We start from the raw sequence: 22,342 nt of genomic DNA, 5'->3' as shown, positions 1-22,342 counted from the left end.
AGCAACTTCCACCGGGGCGGACAAACGAATCGGGGATGCCCTTCCGATACTTTTTTAACCGGCCAGGGCGAAGCCCCCAGCGATCAAAAAAGTACCGGTCATGGTTGCAACAGACGCTAGCGAACCCCGGCTGAGACGGCGTATGTTCAAGGGCTGCATAACAACAAGAGGCACACGCCATGGCTGACAGTCGAACAGCCCTGTTCGAGCAACGACCAGCCGAGCTGGAGGTCATCCTGCCGCAACCCGACCACGGCTTTCGCTGGCATGAACACGACTACCCCTCACCGCTTGCCCGCTGGAACCATCACCCCGAATTCGAGCTGCACCTGATCCGCCATGGCAGCGGCAAGCTGGTGGCGGGTGACTACATCGGTGCGTTCGGTCCCGGCCATGTCGCGCTGATCGGCCCCGATCTGCCCCACGACTGGATCGGCGACCTGACGCCCGGCGAGCACCTGGTCGGGCGCGATGTCGTTGTGCAATTCGACGGCGCCGCCCTGCTCGCCCTGCGTGCCACCTTGCCGGAACTGGGCAGCTTGCAGAGCCTGTTCGAGCGCGCCCGCCGCGGCCTGGAATTCACCGGCGCGACCGCACTGCAGGCGGCGCGGTTGATGGAAGAAATTGGCCGCGCCGAGGGTCTGGAGCGGCTGATCCTGTTCCTGCAACTGGTCAATACGCTGATGCAGGCGCCAGAGCCGGAGGTGCATCTGCTGGCCAGCGTCTGTTATGCCCCGAGCCTGGATGCACGCAGTTCCGAACGCATTCACAAGGCCTTCGATTACCTGCTGACGGAACTGACCGGCGACCTGCGGCTGTCGGTGATAGCCCAGCGCCTGGGCATGAGCGAACCGGGTTTTTCACGTTTTTTCAAGCGCATCACCGGGCATGGCTTTATCGACCTGATGCGCAAACTGCGGGTGCAGCGTGCCTGCCGGCTGTTGCTGCAGAGCGAGATGTCGGTGGCCGATATCTGTTTTGAAGTCGGCTACGGCAACCTGTCCAACTTCAATCGGCACTTTCGCTTCGAGATGAACCAGACGCCCAGCGACTATCGACGCAGCGCGGCCATGACTCTGTTCCGGCACAACGGCGCCTACCCGTCCATGCTGTCGGGCCAGCGGCATTGAGCACATAAAAAACGGCCCCGATCGAAGAGCATGATCGGGGCCGGGGATATAAACGTCTATCCAGACTTGCAGGGAGCCTTGCGTGATAGCGGTCTAGACCAACTGATATTTTTCCCGCACCAGATGGCCGATACCCATCCGGTCGAGTACCGGTAACGGACACAGGAAAGTCACCCGTATGGTGCCGGGCAGGCGGCTGATGTCGATGGAGCCGTTGAGCGTGGCACGGTTGAGCACTTCGTCGTAGGGCAGGCCGGTGGCCGCGGCGGCACGACGCAAGCCGTTCTCCGTCGCCACATTGAGGTTCACGCCACTACCGATAAAGGTGATCGGACCGCTCTCCTCGACTTCGTGCTGGCCCCACAAGGCCCCCAGCTCACGGACCTTGCGGCGCTGCTCGGCATTCATCGGCCGGGCCATGGGTGGCAGATCATCGAGGTTCTGCAACAGGATCGGACCATCGATCGCCAGCCCCTTGATCACCTCCACCGTCAGTTCGGTTTCGCCAGAGACATCGGTGGCATGCCCGGCGATTTCGCCATTGCCCTGCTGCGCATGCATATCCCCCATGTACACACCGGCCCCCGGCACTTTCACCGGACAGATCAGCACGCAGCCTTCGCGGACCGAGTTGGTGTCCATATGGCCGTCGGTCTTGGCCTCGTGCAGTTGCTCATGGGTCATGCCATAACGATGCGGCGCGCCCACCAGGTACTGGCCGAAGTCCGCGCAGTTGTGCGAGTCCGGCAGGTCCCGCGACGGTGTGGTGCCGATATTGCCGAGAAACGGCCGCATATGTGCCGCCAGTCCCGGAATGTCGGCCCGGGCCAGTGACAGGATCGAATGCTGTGCCGCCATTTCCGGCAACGCCGACATCTGCCCGGCATTGCCCGCCAACCGGTCGGCCACCGCCTGGTTGACGGTGAGGCTGACCTGGTTCTCCGCATCCAGCACGATCACGTAGCCATGGCTGAAGCGAAATGCGCTGACTTCCGCACCGCAGTTGTCGCAACGGATGGCGTCCTCGCCGATGCCCTCGACATGGCTGGCCGGATGTTCGGTACCGCAGGCCGCGCAGAACTTGGCAACAAATGGATCGCCGTGATAACGCCCTTCGACAAAGCTCATCACCCCCGAGGATGTCGCCAGGGAGGTGACACGCATGCGACGGATCTTCAGGGCGACGGCGTCGCCCACTTCGGCACCGGCAATCGCCACCGGCTGCGTCACTTCATGGCCGCCCTGGAAGGCCGGTGTGATCATCGGTCCCCAGCAGCCCGGCGGCGTACCGGTAATCAGGGTACCGCCATCGGCCAGCGGGCCGAGCATGGCCTGGCTCGGGCCGATCAGGCCCTGGGTGTAGCGGTCGACACACAACCGGTCTACCGGCGTCGATTCGTTGCCTGCATCAGAGAGGGTGTTGTTCATGTTCTATCTCCTTGCCTCCACGGGATACGGAGGGATCAACCAGGGGTGGGACAAAGGCCGCGGTGGGGCAGCCGATCAGGTTCGCCATTTGCCGCCGCGCACCAGTTCGGCCACCGCATCGGCAAAGACCTTGGGAGCTTCCTGGGGCAGGTTGTGGCCCACGCCAGGGATCTGCCGATGACTGCGCGGACCGCTGAAACGCGGCGCCGAGGCCTTGCCATCGGTGGCCGCGATCACGCCATCGGCGACGCCGTCGAGGGTGATGGTCGGCACGCTGATCGCCGGCAACAACGCGAGCTTCTGCTCGGCCTCGGCATAATCCGGGTAGCCCGCCGCCAGCCCCATGCGATGGCGATAGGAATGGATGACCACGTCGACATGGTCGGGGTTGTCAAAGGCCTCGGCCGCCCGGTCGAAGGTGCGATCATCGAAGTGCCAGGTCGGTGAGTTGTTGCGCCAGAGGATCCGCGCGATATCACGGCGGTTCGCCTCGAGTCCCGCACGCCCGCGCTCGGTCTGGAAGTAATGCTGGTACCAGATGCCCCATTCGACATGGGCCGGCAGCGGGTTGGCAGCCTTGGCGATGTCCTGGATCAGGTAGCTGTTGACCGAGACCAGACCGACCACGCGGCTCGGACGCAAGGCGGCCGCGACACAGGCCGCACGCCCGCCCCAGTCGTAACCGGCGAGCACCGCCTCGGGGATATGCAGCGCATTCATCAGGTCCAGGACATCCTGGCCGAGCGCCGCCTGCTGGCCGGAACGCGGCGTGGCATTGTCGAGGAAACGGGTAGTTCCGTGCCCGCGCAGGTGCGGCACGATCACTCGAAAGCCCTGGGCCGCCAGCAACGGCGCGACGTCGACATAGCTGTGGATGTCGTAGGGATAACCATGCAGCAGGATCACCGGTCGACCGTTCTCCGGACCGGCCTCGTAGTAGCCGATATCCAGCAGTTCGGTACTGACCTGACGAAGCGCAAAACGCGTCAGCGCCTTGCTCGACCGACGCTGGTACGGTGCCGCGCCCTGGTTTGTCGACGCCAGGGCCGGAGCCATATCCGCGAGGCCGATGGCCGCCGCTCCGGCGGCGGCGGACAACAGGAAGCGACGGCGATTGAACGGGTGCTCGGACATGATGGGCTCCTCGGGTAAGTGGGACAGGATTCAGCTGATATCGACGATCAGTTCGCTGGCGAGCCAGCCGGCCAACAGCGCACCGGCCCGGGCAATGCCCTCGGTTTCGCCGAGGCGTTCGACCAGCCACTCGCACAGGGCGGCAAAGCTGCCGTTGGCCTGCAGGTGCAGCAGGGCCTGGTATTCCAACTGCTCCAGCGGACGTAGCCGTGAGGTGAATTGCCGGCGCCAGACGATCACGCCGCCCGGCTCGGCGAGCATCTCGCTTTCCGGCGGCGCCACCTCGTCACACAGCGCGGACCAGATCGGCTCGGCATTGGTGGTCAGGGCATGGCTCCGGAAGGACGGCGTCAGGCGCAGTCGTGCCGAATCCCAGTCGATCGTCGCCAGGGCTTCCAGCGACAAGGCGTCGGCATCCGCGGCGACAAAGGCATCGTTGAGCGCCGCCTCGATCCAGGCCAGCTCCTGGACATCGGGGTTGTGCGGGAACAGCGTCACCAGGCTGGCGTGAAAGCCCTCGGGGTAGGCATCCAGGGTCCAGGCATGGGGTGGTTGCCGGTCGATATGACTGACCGCGGCGGCGAGGAACGCCTCGTCGCCGATCCACCGGCGCAAATGGGGAAATGCCTGTTCCAGACACCCCACCAGCTGCGCCCGGTAGTTGTTCTGGTACACCGCCAGGCCGGCGGCTACGTTGCCGCCGAGGCGTTGCGCGGCGCTTTCGTCCGCCGTGACCAGCCAGTGGTGGAACTCGCGTTGCAACTCGGCCAGGTTCATGGCGCACTCCGTGAACAGCCGCGGGCATCGAGCGAACCGAGGGTGCGGGCCATGTCCAGCTCCTTGAGCAGGTCGGCCAGCGGCGGAATCCGGTCGTCCCGCTCGATCATCGTCGCCACCGGGCCGAAGCGTGAAATCGCCAGGGCGTAGAGCGCCCAGACTTCCTGGCAGACCGGGCTGTCGTGGGTGTCGATCAGCAACTCGGCTCCCTGGCTGTGTCCGGCCAGGTGAATCTGCCGCACGCGGTCCGCCGGCAGGCCGTCGAGAAAGGCCAGCGCGTCGAAACCGTGGTTGGTCGCACTGACAAAGATATTGTTGACGTCGAGCAGCAGTCCGCAGCCGGTGCGCTCTGACATCCGCGCGATGAATTCCCATTCGGTCATCGTCGCGCCATCGAAGGCCAGGTAGCTCGACGGGTTTTCAAACAGCATCGGACGGCCGAGGAAATCCTGGGCCATGGAAATATTCCGGCAGACGCTGTCCAGGGCCTCTTCGGTATAGGGCACCGGCAGCAGGTCATGGGAGTTGAACCGGTCGATGCGCGACCAGCTCAGGTGATCGGAAACGAACAATGGGTCGATCTCGTCGACGAGATCCTTGAGGCGGCGCAGGTAATCGGGGTTGAGCCCGTCCGCCGAGCCGATGGACATCGACACACCGTGCAGCGCCACCGGATGCCGCTCGCGGATCTGGCGCAGGATATGCCGGGGCTGGCCGCCCGCGACCATGAAGTTCTCGGAGATGACCTCGACAAAATCGACCGGCACCTCGGTCTCCAGGAAATCCCGATAGTGTTCCTTGCGCAGGCCCAGGCCGTAGCCCGGAAAAACAGGAATAGAGACAGACATTACGCGTGCTCGGCTTGAGAGAGAGGGTAATACCGATCGAAGAACACCACGCCCCTGCAGGAGCCGGCTTGCTGGCGATACAGACGACAGGGTCTGACAGACACAACGCGTCGACACCATCGCCAGCAAGCCGGCTCCTACGGGATCATGGGTTCAGGCTTATTTAGGCTCGGTCAGGGTGCCGCCGGCCTTCAGGCACTCGCTCGGGGTCTTGACCACGACGCCCTGCCCCTTGCAGCTGTTCAGGCCCTTGCAGTCGTTCTTGGCAGTGGCGCAGAGGCTTTCGCCCTTGCAGCTGTTGACGCCGTAGCAGCGGCCCGGCTGCTCCTTGTCGGCGGCGCTGGCGGAGACGGCGAAGGAAGCGGATGCCAGTGCGATCAACGCGGCGGCGGTGGCGATGCTCAAGCGGGAAGCGGTGGTGGCCATGGTGTTTCTCCAGATAGATAAGGGGTACGTCAGGTTGGGTTGAGGGTTTTACTTGGCGTTCAGCGCGGCTTCTTCGATGACTTTCGCCACCGCTTCAGGCTGCGAGATGTAGACGGTATGGCTGGCCTTGATCTCGGTGACCTTGGAGCCGGCGCGCTTGTACATCCAGCGTTGCAGGTCCGGGTTCAGGGCTTTGTCTTCGGTGGCGACAATCCCGTAGCTCGGTTTCTTGTGCCAGGCGGCGGCCCAGTTCTGCGCGCCGAAGGTGGCGGTGGTCGCCGGTACTTGCGAAGCGGCCAGGAAGTCGGTGCGGTTGGTGGTCTGGTCGGCGGCGAAGTCTTCGCCGAACTTGGCACGGTCGACGAACAGCAGGCCATCGCGGGTGCCATGGATGTCGTTGCTCGGTGACGGCATGGAGCTCAGCAACTGGCCCAGGGTCTCGCCGACTTCCGGTTGCAGCGCGGCGACGTAGACCAGTGCCTTGACCTTGTCGCGCTCACCGGCAATACCGATCACCGCACCACCGGAGCTGTGGCCGACCAGCACCACCGGTCCGACCTGCTGGTCGAGGATTTCCCGGGTCGCGGCCACATCGGCATCCAGGCTGGTGGCCGGCTGATGCACCACACTGACGTGATAGCCCTTGTGGATCAGGATGTCGTGGACCACCCGCCAGCCCGAACCATCGACGAACGAACCATGGACGATGACGATATTCTTCGCGCCGGCCGGCGGAACCGGATCGGCCGCACTGGCAAACATTGGCGCGGCCATGGCCAGGGCACTGAGAGCCAGGAGGGGTAACTTACGCATGGTGCTTCTCCTCAAGCCTTCGGGGCTTGATGTTGTGGTTGAAAGTCATGTTCAGAGAGGGCTGTGCCAGGAGGCTATGTGAAGCGCCGTGTCAGGCCGGTCGGCGACGCAACAGCGCATCCAGTGACCAGTTCCCGCCGCCATAGGCGATCAGCGGTAACAGCAGGCCGGCCCAGCTCAGGTGCGTCGGCCATGCATCGGGGTACACGAACACCTCGATCACCGCGGTCATGCCCAGCAAGGCCAGGGCCGCGGGCCGGGTCAGCAACCCCAGCACCAGCAGGACCGGGAACAGGTGCTCGGCATAGGTCGCCAGGTGTGCCGCCAGGTCGGACGGAATCAGCGGCAGCGCGTACTCCGAACGGAACAGCACGTAGGTCGATGGTTTCAGGGTCAACAGGCCTTCAACCTTGGTGCGTCCCGAGAGGAAGAACACCGAGGCGATCCCCACACGGGCTACCAGCAGCAACAGGGACTCGGGCAACAACCGGCCGAGGCCGGCACTCACTGCCCCGGCGCCGCGGCTCATGGCTGCTCCGTCAGGGACCCGAAGCCCTTGGGCGTCTTGATCTGGGTGCAGGTGCCCTTGTCCACCAGCACCCAGGCATTGCCCTGGTAGTCGGCGGTGGCGGTGCCCGCGCAGGAAGTGCCTTTACCGGCGGCGCAATCGTTCTGGCCGGCCTTGGACACGCCGTAGCATTTTTCCTGGGGAGCCTGGCCATCGGCGGCCTGGGCAGTGGCGGCAAAGGCGCTGAGTGAAATGGCGAGGGTGGCTGCGAGGGCTGCGTATTGGCTCTTCATGGATATCTCCCGATCAACAATGGATTGAGCGAATCAGCAGCGTCTTGGGCTGCGTTGTTCGACCAGCAAAGTTAATCGCGAGCGTGTATCCCTTCTGTGTCCCGGAACCGGGCAGGAGGTCGCGGGATGTATCAGCCCCGAGTTCGTACACACTCTGATACACGAAGGGCGGTGCACAGCGCCCGCTCCCGCTCGGCACCCTCGCGAAGATCCGTAACACAAGGTTCATACTGCGGGGATAGCATTGTGCCTTCACTTTGCCCGGCGACCCCAGCATGCGCGCAGAAACCTTCTCCTTCATGCGTCCACAACGGCCCAAGGATCACCGCTGTGCCGGCGATCTGTGCACGGAAGTGCCAGCGATCGACTGGAGCAGCACCAATGCCCTGGTCATGGAGACCTTCAGCTCACAGAAGGAAATGGTCTGCCTGGCGGTGCTGGAAGATGAGCGGCCCATCGGCCTGATCAACCGCAACATCTTCCTGTCGATGATGAGCAAGCCGTTTCACCGCGAGCTCTACGACAAGAAAAGCTGCATCGCTTTCATGGACAAGGAACCGTTGATCGTCGATACCGGCATGAGCATCGAGGAATTGACCTTCAAGACCGTGGAGTCCGGCGAAAAGACCCTCGCGGACGGTTTCATCATTACCCGCAACGGCCAATTCGCCGGGTTGGGCAATGGCCTGCAACTGATGGCCGTGGTCGCGGCCATGCAGGCCGAGAAAAACCGCCAGATCATGCAGAGCATCGAGTACGCGAGCGTTATCCAGCGCTCCATGCTGCGGGCCTCGCGCGATACCCTGAAGTCGACCCTGGAAGACGCGGTCCTGTTGTGGGAGCCGCGGGATGTGGTCGGTGGCGACTTCTATCATTTCTGCGCCTACCCCGACGGCTGGTTCGGCGCGATAGCCGACTGCACCGGCCACGGTGTTCCCGGTGCCTTCATGACCCTGATCGCCTCATCTTCGCTGACCCAGGCCCTGGTACGTTTCGGGCCGCGGGATCCGGGCGTGCTGCTGTCGGCGGTGAACAAGAGCGTCAAGGAACTGCTGGGCCAGGTGCAGAGCGGCGTTGAAACCCCCGAGTCCGACGATGGCCTGGATGCCGCGTTCCTCTGGTTCGACAGCGCCAGCCAGACCCTGAGCTTTGCCGGCGCGCGCATGGCGCTGCACGTCTTGCCGCCCGAGGCCCGGCAGATGGAAACCCTGTCCGGACAGCGCGTCGGCGTCGGCTACGTGGACAGCGCCATCGACTACCAGTGGCCGGTGAACCGAATCGCCCTGGCGCCGGCCAGCCTGGTCTTCATCGCGACCGACGGCCTGACCGACCAGATCGGCGGCCCGCGCAACATCGCCTTCGGCAAGAGCAAGGCGTTCGACACGATACTGGAACATCGCAATCAGCCGGCGACCGTCATCTGCGAAGCCTTGCAGCGCACGCTGGCCAATTGGCAGGGAGAGCAAACCCGCCGTGACGATCTCACCCTCTTCTGCGCGCGTCTTGGAAACGATCATGATTAATTCGAATGCTGTTCACTCCGACTGCCACTTCTTCGACCTGGCCCAGCAGCGCAACGTGATTTTCTATCACATGGGGTATTTCTCCCACACGATCATCACCGCCATGGCCGAAGTGGTCCGGCTGCAGCTGGAAATCTCGGGGGTCAACGGGCCGACGCGACGCAAATTGTTTTCGTCCTTCGTCGAGCTGTCGCAAAACATCATTCACTACTCATCCGACTCGCTGCCCACCGATCCGGGCGACGAATCGTCGCTGCGCCAGGGCGCGGTGTGCATCAGTGCCGACGGCGATCGCCACCTGATGCTCTGCGCCAACCCGATCGCCACCAGCGACGTCGATCGCCTGCGTGAAAAGCTGGAACCCCTGCGCAACATGTCGCTGGAGGAGATCAAGCAGGCCTACAAGGTCACCTTGCGCGCGGAAACCCCTGCCGACAGCAAGGGCGCCGGCCTGGGTTTCCTGACAATGGCGCGCGACGCCTGCGCCCCGCTGGAATTCGATTTCTACCCGAGAGCGGACGAGCCCGGCACCACGCTGTTCTGCCTTAAAGCCACCATTTGAGTAGAGTGACGCAATCACCATGGATAATTTCTACATCGAAGCAACCGCCACATCGCCGGAAGTCGACTTTCGTTTCGATCAGAACCTGCTGACGATAAAAGGCGAGTCCTACCCGGAAAATGCCGCGGCCTTCTACGCCCCCGTGCTCCAGCAACTGCGCGGCTATCTCGCCTCTCGCGAAGACATCACCATCACCGTCCATATCGCCCTGGCCTACTTCAACAGCTCCAGCACCAAGATGCTGTTCAGCATCTTCGATGCCCTGGACAAGGCCGCGCAATCAGGTAACGAGATGCAGGTGAACTGGTACCACGATGAAGAAGACGAAACGATTTTCGAGTTCGGTGAAGAGTTGAAGGCCGACTTTACCGCCATCATCTTCAACGACCACGCCACGACTCTCCAATGACACCCCGAGAAGGATGATGAGCATGACCGCTTCAGTCACTTTCGCTGGCGCACAGGATGACGCTGAACCGGACCTGTTCAAAAGCGAAACTGACGCGCTTGAACATGCCCGTTCCATTCTGGCCGTGACTGAAGCAGGCGCTCCGGTGTACCAGCAGGCGCTCGCCGACCTGACCGTGCATTTCGAGCGGCTCATGCGCGAGACACGCCGGCTGATCCGCCGCAGCGACCGCGCCGAGCGCGAAATGAACACGCTCAATGCCCAGTTGCAGACCCTGGCCCATCAACTCGAATACCGCGCCACCCATGATGCGCTGACCGGCGTGCTGAACCGTGGCGCGGTGATTGACCTGACCGTGCAGGCACTGCAGAAAACCGGTGCGGTGATGGTGGTGCTGGATATCGACCACTTCAAGCAGGTCAACGATGAGTTCGGCCATCCCGCCGGCGATGCGGTGATCCAGGGCATCGTCGGTTGCCTGCGGCGCGTGGTCGGCAATAGCGGATTCATTGGTCGCGTGGGCGGAGAGGAATTTACCGTGCTGATGCCCGCCGGAACCCTCGAAGAGGGCCTGGACCTTGCCGAGACCCTGCGCGACACGATTGCCGCGCATGTCTTCGGGCAGCCGGTGAACCGCCGGATCACCGCCAGTTTCGGCGTCAGTGCCAGCCCCGTGGGCACCCGTTTCGACAGTGCCTATGGGCTGGCGGATGCTGCGTTGTACCAGGCCAAGCGCTCTGGCAGGAACCGCGTCGAGGCGGCACGGGCAGACGCGAGCGCCTGTGCGCCGGAGCCGGCGAAAGAAGAAGGCCTGCACCCTCCTCTTCCAACCCCTGATCAGAAGATCGAGATAGGGTAGTCGGCAATCAGGCGCAACTCATTGTTGTCGCCTTCGGCCTGATCGGCATTGCCCCGGTGGATGGACTCGCGCAGGCGCAGGGACAGGTCCTTGGCCGGGCCGTTCTGGATCACGTACTTGGCTTCCACATCGGTCTCGTGGTGCTCGCCGTTGGCGCCATAACCGTAGGCGTGGTAAGGGCTGTCCGCGGCAATCTTGCTGCCATCGATATCGTCACCGTGGATGTAGCGGGTCATGAAGCTCAGGCCCGGCACGCCGTAGGTCGCCATTTTCAGATCATAACGGGCCTGCCAGGATTGCTCGCCGGGACCGTTGAAGTCCGAGAACTGCACGGAGTTGGCCAGCAGGATCGAGTCGCCGCCGTCGCCAGGGCCGTTGGTACCGAAACCGACGTAGTCGAACGGTGTATTGCCATGGATCTTCTGGAACGCCAGGGTCACGGTGTGGGCCGTCAGGAAGGTGTAGGCGGTGGCGAAGGAGAACGCGGTGTTGTTGATCGGACCGGCCTTGGCCTCGCCCTCGTCCAGGGTGCGGTAAAGGTTGAAGTCGAAGTTCAGCGACTGGGCCTGGGAAATCGGCAAGGTGTAGTTGGCGTTGGTGTAGTACTGGCGCCAGACGTCCTCGAACTCGGAACCGTAGAGGGTGAAGTTGAGGTTGTCGTTGACGGTGTACTTGCCGCCCAGGTAGTTGACCGCACTGGTCGTGACGTTGGCGTAAGTGGCGAACAGGTCATGGTCGTTGCTGGTGGTGACCACGCCGGTACCGCTGGTGAAGTGGCCGGCTTCCAGGTCGAGGTCCTTGATCTCGCTGCTGAGCAGGTTGAAACCGGTGGCGGTTTCCGGGATCAGCCGCGTACCGCCGGCGGCGAAGACCGGCGCGGTGGGCTGCATGTCACCGTAGAGCAACTCGGTCTTGGAGACGCGGATCTTCACCGCGCCACCGGCCTTGGCGTAATCGTCTTCAGGGGAGCCGTTGCGTCCCACCGGCAGGTTGCCGGTACCTGCCGTGCCCGGCCCGCCATCGAGCTTGATGCCCCAGTAGCCGAAGGCGTCGACGCCGAAACCGACAGTGCCCTGAGTGAAGCCCGAGCTGTAGTTGCCGAAGATGCCCTGGGTCCAGTCCTCGAGATCGGATTTGTCATTTTTCCGGTCGCGGTCGAAGTACTGGTTCTTGAGGTGCAGGTTCAGGCTGCTGTCGTCGACAAAGCCCTTGGCATCGCTCTGGTCGGTCACGGTAGTCGCCATGGCGACCTGGGCCATCCCCAGCGAAACCGCCAGTGTAAGCAAGTTGATTTTTACCGACATCGTTGTAATTCCCCTGGTTAATAAAGTTTCACTCTCTTGTTAGTGCGAACAACAGGACGCACTCCGTCATCCGCGAGGAGAGTGGAAACGTAGAACAATGAATGGCAGAAGTGCCCGAGGGCCAAAGACAATCTTCATGACTGCAGAAGGTGGGTCAGGTTGAGCTCTTGTCTTGTGCTCCGGGCCACGCCCGGCGCCCGCTGGCGCTCAGGCGGCAGTTGCCTGGTCTGGCTGCTGCGAGAAAAAAACCGGAACACTTGGCACTATCAACCAATGGCCTCTATTGTTATTTTTTACTGCCAGCGTCTATATATATTTTTTTATTACAGCGAACCATGTTCGCCGGGTTAATTAGCCATGAAAGATTTTTCATTGATATTAACTCGACGCAGGTCGACGGATATCGAGAGGGGAACTCATTAACAAGGCACTGTCACGGTGATGGCCGTGTGCGGGAGGACTGAAGGTAGCCAAAGGAACGGTCACCGGGCCCGGGAAACAATGGGCCCGGCGAGCTTCGGGGATCAGATCGCGTTGCGCGTATCCGGGCCCGGCAAGGCTTCAATGGCCAGGGTGGCAATGGCAACGTCATGGGCGGCCAGCCCGGTCAGGTCGACAATGGTGATGGCATCCTCCCTCTCGCGGCCCTTCGCCTTGCCTGACAGCACGTCTCCCAGCAGCACTATCGAGGCGGTCTCCAGCAGGCCGTCACGGACCGCGTAGCCGAGATCACCGCGATCCGTGCACTGCCTGATATCGTCCGCCACCACGCGGCTGGCGATCTGAAACAGCTGCGGATCGATCTCCTGCTTGCCCTGGCTATCGGCGCCCAACGCGACGATATGGGTGCCGGGCCTCACCGCTGCGGCAGCGAACAACGGCTCGGTCGCCGGGGTGCAGGTGATAATCACGTTGCACTGTTGCAACAGCGCTTCGACCTTCGTCGCCGCATGCGCATCGACTCCCTCTTCGCGCAGTCGAGTCGCCAGGGCTTCGGCCTTGTGCGGGTCCCTGCCCCAGATAACGACCTTGTCGATACCCAGCGCAACGGATGCCCAAAGGGCCTGGAGCTCCGCCTGGTGGCCGGTGCCCAGGATCCCCAGCGCGGTGATGTGCTTCGGGGCCATGGCGACTGCCGCCAGGGCACCCGATGCGGCCGTCCGCCAGCTGGTCAGCCAGCCTTCGTCATTCAGCAGCGCGAGGGTCTGCCCGGTCCGGGCGTCGAACACCGCCATCAGCCCATTGTTGGTCGGCAGGCCATGGCGGGCATTGTCGTAGAAGCCCATGGCGATCTTGATGACGAAGACCGGGCCGCCCTTGAAGTAGCCGTACTTGATATGGCAGTCGCCCGGTGGCTGGTCGAACAACAGCTCGCCTGGGGCGGGCGCTACCACCTGGCCGTCCGCATGCCGGACAAACGCCTCGCGGATGGCGCCCACTACCGCATCGTGGCGAAGTACCGCACGCAGGGACGGCCAGTCATGCACCGGCAGCATCACGCCGCCCCTTGCAGGTAACGCCGGAACACCTCCAGGCCCTCTTCGATGTTCGCCCGCCCGTAGCCGATGCGGAAGCGATCCGTCGGCACCGGCCCGAGCGCCGAGGTGTAGATGCTGGAAGGCAGCAGCAATACCCCGGTGCGCTCGACCAGATCCGTGGTAAAGGTTTCCACCCCTTCCCCGCCCAGATAACGCGGATAAGCGATACAGCCGCCGTCCGGACGATACCAGTCGAACCGGTCGCTGAACTCGGCGAAGAAACCGTCCAGCACTTCCAGGTTGTGCGACATCAGCGTGTGGATGCGCGCGAGGATCCGCTCGCGGGCCTTGAGGGCGATGATCGAGAGGATCTCGCTGGGGCCCGAGTTGCAGATGGACAGGTAGTGTTTCATCCGCTCCATGCGCACCAGCAGATCGGCATCCTGGCAGGCTATCCAGCCGATACGCAGACCGGGCAGGCCATAGGGCTTGGACATCACCGCCAGCGACAATCCGCGCTCGTAGACATCGGCAACCGCCGGCAATTGCTCGCAGCCGCCGACCCCGATCAGCCGATAGGCCTCGTCGCTGAACAGGTAGATCCCGTGTTTGCGGCACAGCTGTACCAGCGCATCGAAGCGCTCGCGCTCGAGGATCTTGCCCGTCGGGTTGTGGGGGAAGTTGATCGAGATCAGCTTGGTATTCGGGCGGATGGCCGCGGCCACCGCATCGATATCAAGGGTCCAGCCACGCGCCGGGTCGAGGGGGACGCCGGTTACCTCGCAGAGGCTCAAGGGAATGGTTTCGGCGGACTGATAGTTGGGTGTCACGACGATGGCGTGGTCGCCTTTTTCCAGCAGGGCATGCATCGCCACATAAAGCCCTTCCTCAGCACCGGCAAAACAGAGGATATCGGCGGACAGCACCTTGTCGTAGGTCGCGGCGATCGTCTCCCGCAACGCCGGAGCGCCATAGGTCTGGGTGTAGCCCAGCGAAAGGTTCTCGAACGCGGCGCGATCACTGTCGCTCGCCAGCGCCAGCAACTCCGAGAGGGTCATGCTCTCGGCATCGGAAGCGGTCATGTGGTAGCGGGCGGTGAATTCCCACTTGGAGAAATAGGTCTCCAGGCGGAAGTCTGGAAGCGTGGCCATGCGGTGTCCCCTGCTGATATGGGCGATAGGTCGTCCACCGCCCTCGCGCAATCTCGCGAATGCGCGGTCGGTGAAAGTACCCGCAAGACACTAGCTCGACATATACATATTGTCTAATTTATTTTTTATGTCTAAATTTAGCTCAAGCCTTGCTTATCAAGACCATCAAGCCTGTTCCAATATCGCCCGGGAGTAGGGTAACGTGCGGGCGCCCGGACGGAATGCATCGGGCCTGCGCATCGGCGCAGTGACTGTCCACCTGAATCGAAGGCTTGCAGATGTCCTACCTGAATTTCATCAACGCCACGGCACAAGGCATCGCCGGATTGCTCTATCCGCATCTGGAAGCCGTGGTACACGATGCCAGGACCGGCCTGATCGCGCATATCGCCAACAATTTCTCCAAGCGCAAGGTCGGCGATCCCTCGCTGATCGAAGATATCCCGCAGCTCGAAGCCGGACCGGATGTGATCGGCCCCTACGAAAGCAGCGGGATCAACGGCCGGGTCCTGCGCTCGATCACCATTGCCGCCCGGGACGACCATGGTGAAATCATCGCGTTCCTGTGCCTGAATTTCGATCTGTCGGTGATCAACCAGATGCAGCAACTGCTGGGCACCTTCGCCGCCGGGTTCAACACGCAAACCCGGCCGGAGGCGCTGTTCAAGGCGGACTGGAGAGAGAAGCTCAATGAGATCGTCGAACGGATTTCCCTCGAGACCTCAGTGCGCAAAAGCGAGTTCGGCCGCCGCGAAATCACCCTGGCACTGGCCGAGGCCCGGGCCAGCGGGCTGCTGGAGATACGCAACTTCATGGAGTACCTGACCGACTACTTCGAGATCTCCCGGGCAACCGTGTACAACTACCTCAAGGCAGTGCCGGAGCCTCTGATTCCCGTCGGCACGACGACGATCAAGGCTCCCGCCGGCAGCAGGAAGAGCAGCAGGAAAACGCCTCAGGACACGCGTTCGTAGCCGCCGATCACGCCTTTTTTCGAGAGTACCCACTGCCACAGCTGGATATCCCTGGCCCTGAACGCACCCGCGCAGGACAGCAGATAGTAGCGCCACATGCGATAGAAACGCTCGCCCATCTCCCCGGCGAAACGCGGCCAGGCCGCTTCGAAATTCTCGCACCAGGCCATCAGCGTCTTGTCGTAGTCGGCACCGAAGTTATGCAGGTCCTCGACCACGAACAGACCGTCGACGGCATCGCCGATCTGGCCGATGGAAGGCAGGTCGCCGTTGGGGAAGATGTACTTGTCGATCCAGCGATCGGTACTGGAGTTGCGACGGTTCTTGCCGATGGTGTGCAGCAGGAACAGCCCCTCATCCTTCAGGCAGCGCTCGGCGGTTTCCATGTAGACGCGATGGTTCTTGCGCCCGACATGTTCGAACATGCCAATGCTGACGATATGGTCGAACTGCTCGTCGACATCGCGGTAGTCCTGCAGGCGGAACTCCAGGGGCAACCCGGCATAACGCTGGCGTGCCCACTCGGCCTGGTCGCGGGAGATGGTCACGCCGACACACTCGACACCATAATTCTGCGCGGCATAGGACATGAAGCTGCCCCAGCCACAGCCGATATCCAGGACCCGCATGCCCGGCTCCAGGCGCAGCTTGCGGCAGACCAGGTCGAGCTTGGCGTTCTGCGCCTCGACCAGGTCGGTTGCCTCGCGCCAGTAGCCGCAGGTGTAGGTCATGCGCGGGTCGAGCATGTTCGCGTAGAAATCGCTGCCCAGGTCATAGTGCTGCTCGCCGACCTGCCAGGCACGCTTGCGGTTCTGCAGGTTGAGCAACTTGACCCGTGCGGCGTGAAACAGCATGGCCATCGGGTTGACCCCGTCGGCCAGGCCCGAACGCATCAGCCGGGAAAAGAACTCGTCCAGTTGGTCGGCGTCCCAGTCGCCGTCCATGTAGGCCTCGCCGAGGCCCAGGCTGCCCTCGGACAAGGCTCGTTCGGGAACCCCGGGCCTTTTCAGTTTCATGTCCCACGGTGCGCTGCCATCCAGGCGCAGGCCGGCCTTGTCCAGCAATTCTTCGGCCAGTCGGTAGGAGCTACTGTGGGATGTGTCCTCGGTGGAGACACTGGAAGAACGGGGGGCTAATGAATCTTCGCACTCTGACTGCATCGTGAATCCTTACTTCTTGCTTGCACTGAAGTGGACAGCGAGGCCATTGTTCAAACCGTTGACGCAGGCGCTCAAGGTTGACTTTCGAAGCTTGGGAAAGCTTAAGTCGAGGCTTCGGAGCAAGACAAATCAGGATTTGATAAAAGTGCTTTACGGATACTGTAACAATTTGTGACACCCTCATCAGAAGCCACGCTGGCCCTATCATTGAACCTCTACGACGTGCGGACATCCATCAACGTTCCGGTCGAAAAGGCCAGGTATGTCGTGGATGCCTGGGAGAACGAGATGCAGTATTTCGCATCAAAATCAGATTTGCTTCAAACCGAGACACGCCTGGAAGTCTCTGTCTCTGAGCTCAGGGGCGATTGGCCTACGACTTTTTAAGCAGGTCATTTCTGGGTTGAGCCGTTAGGCGCCCAAGTAAAAGACACAAAAAAAGCCCGCATCGCTGCGGGCTTTTTTTCAGGCGACAAGAACGGGAGTCCCTTGCGCCAATCAGATCACCTGGACAATCGCCTTCACCACCACTTCGATATTGCGCTGGTTCAGCGATGCCACGCAGATACGACCGGTATCCAGTGCGTAGATGCCAAACTCGTTCTTCAGGCGTGCCACCTGCTCCACCGTCAGGCCGGAGTAGGAGAACATCCCGCGCTGGCGACCGACAAAACTGAAGTCACGCTTGGCGCCGTACTGGGCCAGCAGGTCGACCATCTGCATGCGCATGCCACGAATCCGCAGGCGCATTTCAGCCAGCTCCGATTCCCACTGGGCGCGCAGCTCAGGGTTGTTCAGCACGGCCGCGACGATGCTCGCACCGTGGGTCGGCGGGTTGGAGTAGTTGGTGCGGATCACACGCTTGACCTGGGACAGGACGCGCGCGGTCTCTTCCTTCGATTCGCTGACAATCGACAGCGCACCGACACGCTCGCCGTACAGCGAGAACGACTTGGAGAATGAGCTGGAGACGAAGAATGTCAGGCCCGACTCGGCGAACAGGCGCACGGCGGCGGCATCTTCTTCGATACCATCACCAAAGCCCTGATAAGCCATATCCAGGAACGGTACCAGATCCCTGGACTTGACCACGTCCAGCACGTCCTGCCAGTCGGCCGGGGTCAGGTCGACGCCGGTCGGGTTGTGGCAGCAGGCATGCAGCACGACAATCGACTTGGCCGGCAGTGCGTTGAGGTCTTCCAGCAGGCCGGCACGGTTCACACCGTTGCTCGCGGCATCGTAGTAGCGATAGTTCCGGACCGGGAAACCGGCGGCTTCGAACAGCGCGCGGTGGTTTTCCCAGCTCGGGTCGCTGATGGCGACGGTCGCGTTCGGCAGCAGTTGCTTGAGGAAATCGGCACCGATCTTCAGCGCGCCGGTACCACCGACGGCCTGGGTGGTGAGCGCACGACCGGCGGCGATCAGCGGCGAACCTTCACCGAACAGCAGGGTTTGTACCGCCTTGTCGTAGGCGGCAATACCGTCGATCGGCAAGTAGCCACGGGAAGCATGCTGAGCCACGCGCTGGGTCTCGGCTTCGACAACGGCACGCAACAGTGGAATTTTCCCACTTTCGTCACAGTAAACACCCACACCCAGATTGACCTTGTCGGTACGGGTATCGGCATTGAATGCTTCGTTGAGGCCCAGGATAGGATCGCGTGGTGCCATTTCGACAGCGGAGAACAGGCTCATTATTGCGGCGGCTCTGAATGGAGGGTGGAGGGGGGTGACAACGCTCCGGCCGATTGCACTAGAGCGGTGCACAAACGGGGAGCTAGTATAGAGCCCATCACCGGCGAGGGCGACCGACTATTGTCGGATTCCGCCAAGTTTTTTGATTTATTTTACGACCGTCAATCGAAATGCAACATTAACGTCCGACAGACGTCTGCCTTGAAAGCCGTCGGGCGCAACACCACATCTAGGCTTATCATGCTTTTTCCCTGCGACCTGCCGTTGCAGGCGATCTTTTTCGTTGCTGCGCGGCTTGCCGGGCAGGCGTGACCCAGAGGTACGTTATGTCCGAATTCCAGCTCGTCACCCGCTTCCAGCCCGCCGGCGACCAGCCCGAGGCCATCCGCCTGATGGTCGAAGGCATCGACGCCGGCTTGGCCCACCAGACCCTGCTCGGGGTGACCGGCTCGGGCAAGACCTTCAGCATCGCCAATGTGATCGCCCAGGTGCAACGCCCCACTTTGGTGCTGGCGCCGAACAAGACCCTGGCCGCGCAGCTGTACGGCGAGTTCAAGGCGTTCTTCCCGAACAACGCCGTCGAGTACTTCGTTTCCTACTACGACTACTACCAACCGGAAGCCTACGTGCCCTCCTCCGATACCTTTATCGAGAAGGATGCGTCGATCAACGACCACATCGAACAGATGCGCCTGTCGGCGACCAAGGCCCTGCTGGAACGCAAGGACGCCATCATCGTCACCACGGTGTCGTGCATCTACGGCCTGGGCAGCCCGGAAACCTACCTGAAGATGGTCCTGCACGTGGACCGCGGCGACAAGCTCGACCAGCGCGCCCTGCTGCGTCGCCTGGCCGACCTGCAATACACCCGCAACGACATGGACTTCGCCCGCGCCACCTTCCGTGTGCGCGGCGATGTCATCGATATCTACCCGGCCGAATCCGATCTGGAAGCGATCCGCATCGAGCTGTTCGACGATGAGGTGGAAAGTCTCTCGGCCTTCGATCCGCTGACCGGCGAAGTCATCCGCAAACTGCCACGCTTCACCTTCTACCCGAAAAGCCACTACGTGACGCCGCGGGAAACCCTGCTCGACGCCATCGAAGGGATCAAGGTGGAGTTGCAGGAGCGCCTGGAATACCTGCGCAGCAACAACAAGCTGGTGGAAGCCCAGCGCCTGGAGCAACGTACCCGCTTCGACCTGGAGATGATCCTCGAACTGGGTTACTGCAATGGCATCGAAAACTACTCGCGCTACCTCTCCGGTCGTGAATCCGGCGCACCACCACCCACCCTCTACGATTACCTGCCGGCCGATGCGCTGCTGGTGATCGATGAATCCCACGTCAGCGTTCCGCAGGTAGGCGCCATGTACAAGGGTGACCGTTCGCGCAAGGAAACCCTGGTGGAGTACGGCTTCCGCCTGCCCTCGGCGCTGGATAACCGGCCAATGCGCTTCGACGAGTGGGAAGCCATCAGCCCGCAGACCATCTTCGTTTCCGCGACCCCCGGCAACTACGAGGCCGAACACGCCGGACGGGTCGTCGAACAGGTGGTGCGTCCCACCGGTCTGGTGGACCCGCAAGTGGAAATCCGCCCGGCCCTGACCCAGGTCGACGACCTGCTCTCGGAAATCTCCAAGCGCGTGGCCGTGGAAGAACGGGTACTGGTCACCACCCTGACCAAACGCATGGCCGAGGACCTGACCGACTACCTCGCCGACCATGGCGTGCGCGTGCGCTACCTGCACTCGGACATCGACACCGTGGAGCGGGTAGAGATCATCCGCGACCTGCGCCTGGGCACTTTCGATGTGCTGGTGGGGATCAACCTGCTGCGCGAAGGCCTGGACATGCCGGAAGTCTCGCTGGTGGCGATCCTCGATGCGGACAAGGAAGGTTTCCTGCGTTCCGAACGCTCGCTGATCCAGACCATCGGCCGCGCCGCCCGTAACCTCAATGGCCGGGCGATCCTCTACGCCGACCGGATCACCGGCTCCATGGAGCGCGCCATCGGCGAAACCGAGCGCCGCCGCGACAAGCAGATCGCCTTCAACCTGGCCAACGGCATCACCCCCAAGGGCGTGTTCAAGGACGTCGCCGATATCATGGAAGGCGCCACCGTACCCGGCTCGCGCAGCAAGAAACGCAAGGGCATGGCCAAGGCCGCCGAGGAAAACGCCCGCTACGAAAACGAACTGCGCTCGCCGAGCGAGATCACCAAGCGCATTCGCCAACTGGAAGAAAAGATGTACCAACTGGCCCGCGACCTGGAGTTCGAAGCCGCCGCGCAGATGCGCGACGAGATCGGCAAGCTGCGTGAGCGCTTGCTGACCGTCTGATCCAGAGGCCGCAGATCCTTGTAGGAGCCGGGCTTGCCCGCGAAGTTTTTAGCGCTCTTGAGGGCCTCTTCGCGGGCAAGCCCGGCTCCTACGCAGGTGTATTGATAGCCTGTATCGACAGCCCGGTCAGTTCGACAACATCGCCAACAGCACCCACGCCAGCAGGCCCAGGGGCCGGAAACCGGCGGCGTTTTCGACCATGTTCCGCCGGGTGCAGGGGCGATCGCCCAGCAGTTTCCTGCACACTTCGGCTACCTTATGACGACATGCCCGAAAAGGACCACGCCCATGCATATCCTCAACGCCCGGCTGCGCCACCGCGAAGGCCTGTACGACCTGCACCTGGAGGACGCACGGATCGCGAGCATCACCCCGCAAACCGGCCTGCTGGCAGCCGGCCCGGCGGACCTCGACGCCCAGGGCAACCTGGTGGTGCCGCCGTTCGTCGAGCCGCATATCCACCTCGACGCGACCCTCACCGCCGGCGAACCGCGCTGGAACATGAGCGGCACCCTGTTCGAAGGCATCGAATGCTGGGGTGAACGCAAGGCCACCATTACCCACGAGGACACCAGGACGCGGGCGAAAAAGACCATCCGCAACCTCGCCGCCCACGGCATCCAGCATGTACGCACCCACGTCGATGTCACCGACCCGGAACTGACGGCGCTCAAGGCCATGCTCGAGGTGCGCGAGGAAACCCGGCACCTGATCGACCTGCAGATCGTGGCCTTTCCCCAGGAGGGCATCGAGTCCTATCGCAATGGCCGGGAGCTGATGGTCGAGGCGATCAACCTCGGCGCCGATGTGGTCGGCGGCATTCCGCATTTCGAATACACCCGCGACCAGGGCGTCTCGTCGGTGATGTTCCTGATGGACCTGGCGGAAAAGACCGGCTGCCTGGTCGATGTCCACTGCGACGAAACCGACGACCCGCACTCGCGCTTTCTCGAAGTCCTCGCCGAAGAAGCCCGCAGCCGTGACATGGGCTCGCGGGTGACCGCCAGCCACACCACGGCCATGGGCTCCTATGACAATGCCTACTGCGCCAAGCTGTTCCGCCTGCTCAAGGCTTCGGGCATCAGTTTTGTCTCGTGCCCCACTGAAAGCATTCACTTGCAGGGCCGCTTCGACAACTTTCCGAAACGCCGCGGAGTGACCCGGGTCAACGAGTTGCTGGAAGCAGGGATGAATGTCTGTTTCGGCCAGGACTCCATCGTCGACCCCTGGTATCCACTGGGCAATGGCAACATCCTGCGGGTACTGGAAGCCGGGCTGCACATCTGCCATATGCTCGGCTACCGCAACCTGCAGAACGCCCTGGACCTGGTCACCGACAACAGTGCCAGGGCCATGGCCCTGGGTGATCGCTACGGCCTGGAAGCCGGGCGGCCGGCCAACCTGCTGATTCTCTCGGCCGACAACGACTATGAAGTGATCCGCAGCCAGGGGTTACCGCTGTATTCGATTCGCCAGGGAAAAGTCCTGATGCGCCGTGAACCGGCACGTGTGGAACTGCTGGAGTAAT

21 protein-coding genes are annotated in these 22,342 nt (G+C 62.4%); 8 read left to right on the top strand and 13 right to left on the bottom strand.

Annotated elements, in window-relative coordinates:
* Window positions 1-179: 179 nt before the first annotated feature.
* Window positions 180-1,130: a helix-turn-helix domain-containing protein gene (locus HX851_RS11965; RefSeq protein WP_177056414.1), complete on the top strand. Its 951-nt coding sequence runs from the start codon at window positions 180-182 to the stop codon at window positions 1,128-1,130.
* Window positions 1,131-1,223: 93 nt separating this feature from the next.
* Here the strand turns inward: HX851_RS11965 and HX851_RS11960 are convergent, their stop codons facing one another.
* From HX851_RS11960 to HX851_RS11925, 8 genes are all read right to left on the bottom strand, one after another.
* Entirely contained in the window at window positions 1,224-2,558 is a 1,335-nt protein-coding gene (locus tag HX851_RS11960) for an acetamidase/formamidase family protein (protein WP_177056415.1), read from the bottom strand.
* A 75-nt stretch (window positions 2,559-2,633) separates the two neighbouring features.
* Window positions 2,634-3,692 carry an alpha/beta fold hydrolase gene (locus HX851_RS11955; protein WP_177056416.1) on the bottom strand — a complete coding sequence of 353 codons (1,059 nt, stop codon included), beginning with the start codon at window positions 3,690-3,692 and terminating at the stop codon, window positions 2,634-2,636.
* A gap of 30 nt (window positions 3,693-3,722) precedes the next feature.
* Window positions 3,723-4,469, bottom strand: a complete 747-nt coding sequence (locus tag HX851_RS11950) for an HvfC/BufC N-terminal domain-containing protein (protein ID WP_177065496.1) — start codon at window positions 4,467-4,469, stop codon at window positions 3,723-3,725.
* Window positions 4,466-5,317: an MNIO family bufferin maturase gene (gene bufB / locus HX851_RS11945; protein ID WP_177056418.1), complete on the bottom strand. Its 852-nt coding sequence runs from the start codon at window positions 5,315-5,317 to the stop codon at window positions 4,466-4,468. The genes HX851_RS11950 and bufB overlap by 4 nt, the downstream gene beginning before the upstream one ends.
* 159 nt (window positions 5,318-5,476) lie before the next feature.
* Window positions 5,477-5,743 (bottom strand): BufA2 family periplasmic bufferin-type metallophore, encoded by a 267-nt coding sequence (bufA2, locus tag HX851_RS11940; RefSeq protein ID WP_177056419.1) that lies wholly within the window; start codon window positions 5,741-5,743, stop codon window positions 5,477-5,479.
* A gap of 48 nt (window positions 5,744-5,791) precedes the next feature.
* The gene (locus HX851_RS11935; protein WP_177056420.1) at window positions 5,792-6,556 is read right to left on the bottom strand and encodes an alpha/beta fold hydrolase; all 765 of its coding nucleotides are present in this window, start codon (window positions 6,554-6,556) and stop codon (window positions 5,792-5,794) included.
* 91 nt (window positions 6,557-6,647) lie between these two features.
* Window positions 6,648-7,085, bottom strand: a complete 438-nt coding sequence (locus HX851_RS11930; RefSeq protein WP_177056421.1) for a DoxX family protein — start codon at window positions 7,083-7,085, stop codon at window positions 6,648-6,650.
* Entirely contained in the window at window positions 7,082-7,357 is a 276-nt protein-coding gene (locus HX851_RS11925) for a BufA1 family periplasmic bufferin-type metallophore (RefSeq protein ID WP_177056422.1), read from the bottom strand. Before HX851_RS11925 ends, HX851_RS11930 begins: the two co-directional genes overlap by 4 nt.
* A 299-nt stretch (window positions 7,358-7,656) precedes the next feature.
* On the opposite strand from HX851_RS11925, the gene HX851_RS11920 reads away from it, so the two are divergent.
* Genes HX851_RS11920 through HX851_RS11905 form a run of 4 tightly spaced genes read left to right on the top strand, consistent with a single transcriptional unit; the run spans window position 7,657 to window position 10,710 of the window.
* Entirely contained in the window at window positions 7,657-8,880 is a 1,224-nt protein-coding gene (locus HX851_RS11920; RefSeq protein WP_177065768.1) for a SpoIIE family protein phosphatase, read from the top strand.
* Window positions 8,873-9,442 (top strand): SiaB family protein kinase, encoded by a 570-nt coding sequence (locus HX851_RS11915; RefSeq protein ID WP_177056423.1) that lies wholly within the window; start codon window positions 8,873-8,875, stop codon window positions 9,440-9,442. Before HX851_RS11920 ends, HX851_RS11915 begins: the two co-directional genes overlap by 8 nt.
* A 19-nt stretch (window positions 9,443-9,461) precedes the next feature.
* Window positions 9,462-9,851 (top strand): DUF1987 domain-containing protein, encoded by a 390-nt coding sequence (locus HX851_RS11910; RefSeq protein ID WP_177056424.1) that lies wholly within the window; start codon window positions 9,462-9,464, stop codon window positions 9,849-9,851.
* A 22-nt stretch (window positions 9,852-9,873) separates the two neighbouring features.
* Window positions 9,874-10,710: a GGDEF domain-containing protein gene (locus tag HX851_RS11905; RefSeq protein ID WP_177065494.1), complete on the top strand. Its 837-nt coding sequence runs from the start codon at window positions 9,874-9,876 to the stop codon at window positions 10,708-10,710.
* Here the strand turns inward: HX851_RS11905 and HX851_RS11900 are convergent.
* The 3 genes from HX851_RS11900 to HX851_RS11890 form a co-directional block, all read right to left on the bottom strand.
* Complete coding sequence (locus HX851_RS11900; protein WP_177056426.1) at window positions 10,689-12,014, bottom strand: OprD family porin; 1,326 nt, start codon at window positions 12,012-12,014, stop codon at window positions 10,689-10,691. The genes HX851_RS11905 and HX851_RS11900 overlap by 22 nt on opposite strands.
* A 524-nt stretch (window positions 12,015-12,538) precedes the next feature.
* Entirely contained in the window at window positions 12,539-13,510 is a 972-nt protein-coding gene (locus HX851_RS11895; protein WP_177065492.1) for a Rossmann-fold NAD(P)-binding domain-containing protein, read from the bottom strand.
* Window positions 13,510-14,643 carry an aminotransferase class I/II-fold pyridoxal phosphate-dependent enzyme gene (locus HX851_RS11890; RefSeq protein WP_177065490.1) on the bottom strand — a complete coding sequence of 378 codons (1,134 nt, stop codon included), beginning with the start codon at window positions 14,641-14,643 and terminating at the stop codon, window positions 13,510-13,512. Before HX851_RS11890 ends, HX851_RS11895 begins: the two co-directional genes overlap by 1 nt.
* A 278-nt stretch (window positions 14,644-14,921) precedes the next feature.
* On the opposite strand from HX851_RS11890, the gene HX851_RS11885 reads away from it, so the two are divergent.
* Window positions 14,922-15,617 carry a helix-turn-helix transcriptional regulator gene (locus HX851_RS11885; RefSeq protein WP_177065487.1) on the top strand — a complete coding sequence of 232 codons (696 nt, stop codon included), beginning with the start codon at window positions 14,922-14,924 and terminating at the stop codon, window positions 15,615-15,617.
* On the opposite strand, the gene cfa is transcribed toward HX851_RS11885, so the two are convergent.
* Together cfa and HX851_RS11875 are read right to left on the bottom strand one after the other, a co-directional pair.
* The gene (gene cfa, locus HX851_RS11880; RefSeq protein ID WP_177056430.1) at window positions 15,599-16,777 is read right to left on the bottom strand and encodes a cyclopropane fatty acyl phospholipid synthase; all 1,179 of its coding nucleotides are present in this window, start codon (window positions 16,775-16,777) and stop codon (window positions 15,599-15,601) included. The genes HX851_RS11885 and cfa overlap by 19 nt on opposite strands.
* Before the next feature lie 498 nt (window positions 16,778-17,275).
* Window positions 17,276-18,472, bottom strand: coding sequence for an amino acid aminotransferase (locus HX851_RS11875; protein ID WP_177056431.1), 1,197 nt, complete (start codon window positions 18,470-18,472; stop codon window positions 17,276-17,278).
* Window positions 18,473-18,798: 326 nt separating this feature from the next.
* On the opposite strand from HX851_RS11875, the gene uvrB reads away from it, so the two are divergent.
* Window positions 18,799-20,814 (top strand): excinuclease ABC subunit UvrB, encoded by a 2,016-nt coding sequence (gene uvrB / locus HX851_RS11870; protein ID WP_177056432.1) that lies wholly within the window; start codon window positions 18,799-18,801, stop codon window positions 20,812-20,814.
* Between the two features lie 288 nt (window positions 20,815-21,102).
* A complete protein-coding gene (gene codA, locus HX851_RS11865; protein ID WP_177065485.1) occupies window positions 21,103-22,341 on the top strand; it encodes a cytosine deaminase in 1,239 nt (412 codons plus the stop codon).
* Window position 22,342 lies beyond the last annotated feature (1 nt).

It is taken from the genome of Pseudomonas gingeri (assembly GCF_013385635.1).
Classification (GTDB): Bacteria; Pseudomonadota; Gammaproteobacteria; order Pseudomonadales; family Pseudomonadaceae; genus Aquipseudomonas; species Aquipseudomonas gingeri_A.
This window is presented reverse-complemented; position numbering and strand designations above follow the sequence as displayed.

Coding starts and splice junctions, on each gene's coding strand:
- HX851_RS11890 (WP_177065490.1), bottom strand. CDS start 14,643: ATGGCCACGCTTCCAGACTTCCGCCTGGAGACCTATTTCTCCAAGTGG.
- codA (WP_177065485.1), top strand. CDS start 21,103: ATGCATATCCTCAACGCCCGGCTGCGCCACCGCGAAGGCCTGTACGAC.
- cfa (WP_177056430.1), bottom strand. CDS start 16,777: ATGCAGTCAGAGTGCGAAGATTCATTAGCCCCCCGTTCTTCCAGTGTC.
- HX851_RS11950 (WP_177065496.1), bottom strand. CDS start 4,469: ATGAACCTGGCCGAGTTGCAACGCGAGTTCCACCACTGGCTGGTCACG.
- HX851_RS11955 (WP_177056416.1), bottom strand. CDS start 3,692: ATGTCCGAGCACCCGTTCAATCGCCGTCGCTTCCTGTTGTCCGCCGCC.
- uvrB (WP_177056432.1), top strand. CDS start 18,799: ATGTCCGAATTCCAGCTCGTCACCCGCTTCCAGCCCGCCGGCGACCAG.
- HX851_RS11885 (WP_177065487.1), top strand. CDS start 14,922: ATGTCCTACCTGAATTTCATCAACGCCACGGCACAAGGCATCGCCGGA.
- HX851_RS11960 (WP_177056415.1), bottom strand. CDS start 2,558: ATGAACAACACCCTCTCTGATGCAGGCAACGAATCGACGCCGGTAGAC.
- HX851_RS11900 (WP_177056426.1), bottom strand. CDS start 12,014: ATGTCGGTAAAAATCAACTTGCTTACACTGGCGGTTTCGCTGGGGATG.
- HX851_RS11935 (WP_177056420.1), bottom strand. CDS start 6,556: ATGCGTAAGTTACCCCTCCTGGCTCTCAGTGCCCTGGCCATGGCCGCG.
- HX851_RS11965 (WP_177056414.1), top strand. CDS start 180: ATGGCTGACAGTCGAACAGCCCTGTTCGAGCAACGACCAGCCGAGCTG.
- HX851_RS11915 (WP_177056423.1), top strand. CDS start 8,873: ATGATTAATTCGAATGCTGTTCACTCCGACTGCCACTTCTTCGACCTG.
- HX851_RS11910 (WP_177056424.1), top strand. CDS start 9,462: ATGGATAATTTCTACATCGAAGCAACCGCCACATCGCCGGAAGTCGAC.
- HX851_RS11895 (WP_177065492.1), bottom strand. CDS start 13,510: ATGCTGCCGGTGCATGACTGGCCGTCCCTGCGTGCGGTACTTCGCCAC.
- HX851_RS11905 (WP_177065494.1), top strand. CDS start 9,874: ATGACCGCTTCAGTCACTTTCGCTGGCGCACAGGATGACGCTGAACCG.
- HX851_RS11925 (WP_177056422.1), bottom strand. CDS start 7,357: ATGAAGAGCCAATACGCAGCCCTCGCAGCCACCCTCGCCATTTCACTC.
- HX851_RS11875 (WP_177056431.1), bottom strand. CDS start 18,472: ATGAGCCTGTTCTCCGCTGTCGAAATGGCACCACGCGATCCTATCCTG.
- bufB (WP_177056418.1), bottom strand. CDS start 5,317: ATGTCTGTCTCTATTCCTGTTTTTCCGGGCTACGGCCTGGGCCTGCGC.
- HX851_RS11930 (WP_177056421.1), bottom strand. CDS start 7,085: ATGAGCCGCGGCGCCGGGGCAGTGAGTGCCGGCCTCGGCCGGTTGTTG.
- bufA2 (WP_177056419.1), bottom strand. CDS start 5,743: ATGGCCACCACCGCTTCCCGCTTGAGCATCGCCACCGCCGCCGCGTTG.
- HX851_RS11920 (WP_177065768.1), top strand. CDS start 7,657: ATGCGTCCACAACGGCCCAAGGATCACCGCTGTGCCGGCGATCTGTGC.